Genomic DNA, 2,662 nt, shown 5'->3' with positions numbered 1-2,662 from the left:
TAGTCACACGCGGCGACCTGGGCGCCGGGCATATCGATCGCGGCCACCCAGTGGTCCTGGTCGATCCCGGCATAAGCCCGCCACATCGCGGTGTTGCGTTTGGCTGCGATCGCGAAATCGGCGCCGGCGGCCACGGCTTCGGTGGCCAGCTCGGCGGTGAAGTACCCGGCATCGGCGCGGACCCGCAGCGTGCCCGCCTGCTGCGCTGATTCCCGGATGGGGGCCGGTATCGCGGCCAACGCCCGGCCCAGCAGCCCGGCGGCCACCGGCCGCACATCGGCGTTGCCGGCCATCAGATCCGCGGCCACGGTGAGTCCGGCCTCGGCCCAACTCGCCAGATGCGGACGTCCGCACCGCTGCCCGCAATAGTTGTAGGCCACACCCTGTTTCCGGCGTCCGTAAACCTCCACATCGGAGGAGTCCAGATCCGTGGTCACCGCGGCGGCGAGCCGGTCACGGCGTTCGGGGCTCATCATCGCCACCGCACGATCGACAACCTCGGCCACACCAGCCTCCACCGCAGAGAAATGCTGCTCATCAAAGCGGGCCGCCACCCCCATCGCGGTCGTCGAGGCCGGGATCGGCACCGTCAACGCCTCAGCCACCACCTGATCAGTGCGCTGCTCATCCAGATGAGCCCAGAACCCGGCCCCGGCCAACTGCGCCGAAGCCACTCCCACCAGCAGTTGCCCCGCCGACATACCGCGATCGCGCCTCTTGACAGCCCCGATCGCGGTATCGAGAGCCGCCACCACACCAAGTTTGTCCACGAACTCACCGACCGCGACCATCCCCGCCCGCCCGGTCAACGACGCATCCGGCGCCCCGAACCGCACCCGCCGCACCCGCCGACACATTTTCCCGCCGCACTTGGCCCGGCCACCACCACGACGTACACTCTTCACCGACAAGGTGCTTCTCCCGGATAGACGATTATTGGACTTCGACAACCCAATCATCTACCAGGACAAGCACCTTCGTCGTCTAAACTCGCCGGTAACCAGCCACTAATCACGGATCCAGGTCAGATCCGGTGAACAGCGCAATTTTGCCGCCCGCCGTCCCCGCCGCCACCAACTCCAGCGCGTCGATGGCCTGGCCGAGCGGATAGGTGCGCGCGATAGGGACCACCAGTTCGCCGCGTTCGGCGAGTTGGACGAGTTCGGCGCGGATGTCGTCGCGGAAGGCCATGGATTCGGGCTGGTTGCCACCGATGGCGACGAATCCGTCGTCTGCGGCGCGGGCGGGCGCGGCGATTGTGACGATTCGGGTGCGGTCGTAGACGAGGGATAGGGAGGCGTCGATGGCCTCGTCGGTGCCGGCGGCGTCCAATGCGACAGAGATGCCTTGTGGTGCAGCGGTTTCGATTCGGGTGAGCAGTTCTTCGCCGTACAGGACGGGGATGCCGCCGAAGCGTTTGACGCGCGCGAGACCGGCGGGTCCTGCTGTTCCGATGACCCTCGCACCGACCCTGCGGGCAAGTTGCAGTACTGCCACACCCGCTGCGCCCGACGCCGCGTGCAGCAGAATCGTGTCGCCGTTGGTGACGCGGGCGACGCGGAGCAGGTCGGCGGCGGTGGTACCGGCGAGCAGCAGGTTCGCCGCTTCGGAGAAGTCGAGCACAGCGGGTTTGGCGAACACCTTCCCGGCGGGCACGGTCAGCGATGTCGCGTAGCCGCCGCTGACTCGGAACGCCAGCACTTCATCGCCGACAGCGCAGCTGCCCGAGGCGATCTCGGTGTCCGGTCCGATCGCCGAAAGCGCCCCGGACACCTCGTAGCCGACCGGCGCCGGGAACTCAGTGGCGCGGGAAACATGTTTGAGGTCAGCGGGATTCACCCCGGCGGCGCGGACTGCGATGGTGACCTCACCCGGGCCGGGCGGCGGGACGTCGACGTCGATGAACGCGAAGTCGGCCAACCCGGCCGGTCCGGTCGCCACCCAGCGCTTGTCGCCCACGCCCCTACGGTAGTCGGGCGGTACACCACCCGAACGACGATTCCTTGATGTGTCGCGTACTCGGGCGCAAAGTAGACCGTTATGAAACGGTTCGCACGCACATCGGTCCTTATCGTGGCCGCCCTCCTGCCAGTGGCGTGCGACGACAACAGCACATCGTCATCGGCACCGCCCACCGCAAGCGCTACGGTCGTCACCGGTGCGAGCACCGCGCCGGCCGCCGAGAACATCGGCCCGGCGAAGGTCACGATCCGCGTCAACGTGGGCACCCGGCCCGCCGACGGTGCGCAGCGTGTCCAGAAGTGGGCCGACGACGTCGCGGCCGGACGTATCGCCGACCTCAAACGCAAGTGCTGGACCCTCAGCCCTGCCGTCGTCGCCACCGAATACTCACAGGTCAGGGCCATCAAGAACATCCTTGAAACACCGGGTACCCAAACCCAGTTCGGAATGCGCTGGAAGTCCGGCGCCGGGCAGCTGCACTTCGCGCACACCGAACTGAAATCGGACTATCCGTGTCCGGTTGCCGACGTCGCGAAGAACTTCGATGAGAAATCATCGCAGGCAGTCTGGATCGTGCAACGCGCTCTGCGCCGTGCCCAGGGCAAACCGGTCAACTCCGCCGACACCGAGACCACCTACCCGCTGACCTGCCTGCCGCAGATCAACCGCAACTGGGAAACCCAGATGGGCCACCCCGTCG

2 protein-coding genes and 1 pseudogene are annotated in these 2,662 nt (G+C 67.2%); 1 reads left to right on the top strand and 2 read right to left on the bottom strand.

Annotation, left to right across the window (positions count from 1 at the left end; all coding sequences use genetic code 11):
• Both KDB67_RS10880 and KDB67_RS10875 read right to left on the bottom strand, forming a co-directional pair.
• The coding region (locus KDB67_RS10880; RefSeq protein WP_291015670.1) for a transposase at positions 1 to 845 on the bottom strand (845 nt) is incomplete at its 3' end.
• A 166-nt stretch (positions 846 to 1,011) separates the two neighbouring features.
• Positions 1,012 to 1,959 carry an NADP-dependent oxidoreductase gene (locus KDB67_RS10875; RefSeq protein ID WP_291015668.1) on the bottom strand — a complete coding sequence of 316 codons (948 nt, stop codon included), beginning with the start codon at positions 1,957 to 1,959 and terminating at the stop codon, positions 1,012 to 1,014.
• An 81-nt stretch (positions 1,960 to 2,040) separates the two neighbouring features.
• On the opposite strand from KDB67_RS10875, the pseudogene KDB67_RS10870 reads away from it, so the two are divergent.
• A pseudogene (locus tag KDB67_RS10870) lies at positions 2,041 to 2,662 on the top strand (hypothetical protein); the annotation flags it as partial.

Source organism: Gordonia sp. (in: high G+C Gram-positive bacteria) (assembly GCF_020438995.1).
Taxonomy (GTDB): Bacteria; Actinomycetota; Actinomycetes; order Mycobacteriales; family Mycobacteriaceae; genus Gordonia.
The sequence above is the reverse complement of the archived record's forward strand: the minus strand, read 5'-3'. Positions and strand labels throughout refer to the sequence as shown.